The following is a 299-nucleotide window of genomic DNA, read 5'->3' on the forward strand; positions in this document are numbered from 1 at the left end:
AATATAACCACTCAAATAAGATAGATTTCTGAAAATTCTTAGGTAAACTGAGTTCATTAATTCACTGCACTGAGAGTCATTATGTTTACAGGCATTGTTCAAGGAACCGCTCCAATTATCTCAATCACGGAAAGAGCTAATTTCCGTACTCATGTCATGAAATTCACGCCAGAATTATTAGTGGGTTTAGAAACCGGTGCATCCGTTGCGCATAACGGTTGCTGTTTAACGGTGGCTAAAATTTAGGGGTAGAATGTTAGCTTTGATTTAATCAAAGAAACATTGCGCCTCACTAATTT

The 299-nt window shown here is 37.1% G+C and carries 1 pseudogene; it reads left to right on the plus strand.

Features of this window, described 5'->3' with window-relative positions:
* Window positions 1-81: 81 nt before the first annotated feature.
* Window positions 82-243: pseudogene (locus ACNQ0T_RS23805) on the plus strand (riboflavin synthase); the annotation flags it as partial.
* Window positions 244-299: the final 56 nt, after the last annotated feature.

Source organism: Enterobacter cloacae complex sp.6700776, from assembly GCF_048284255.1.
GTDB lineage: Bacteria > Pseudomonadota > Gammaproteobacteria > Enterobacterales > Enterobacteriaceae > Enterobacter > Enterobacter intestinihominis.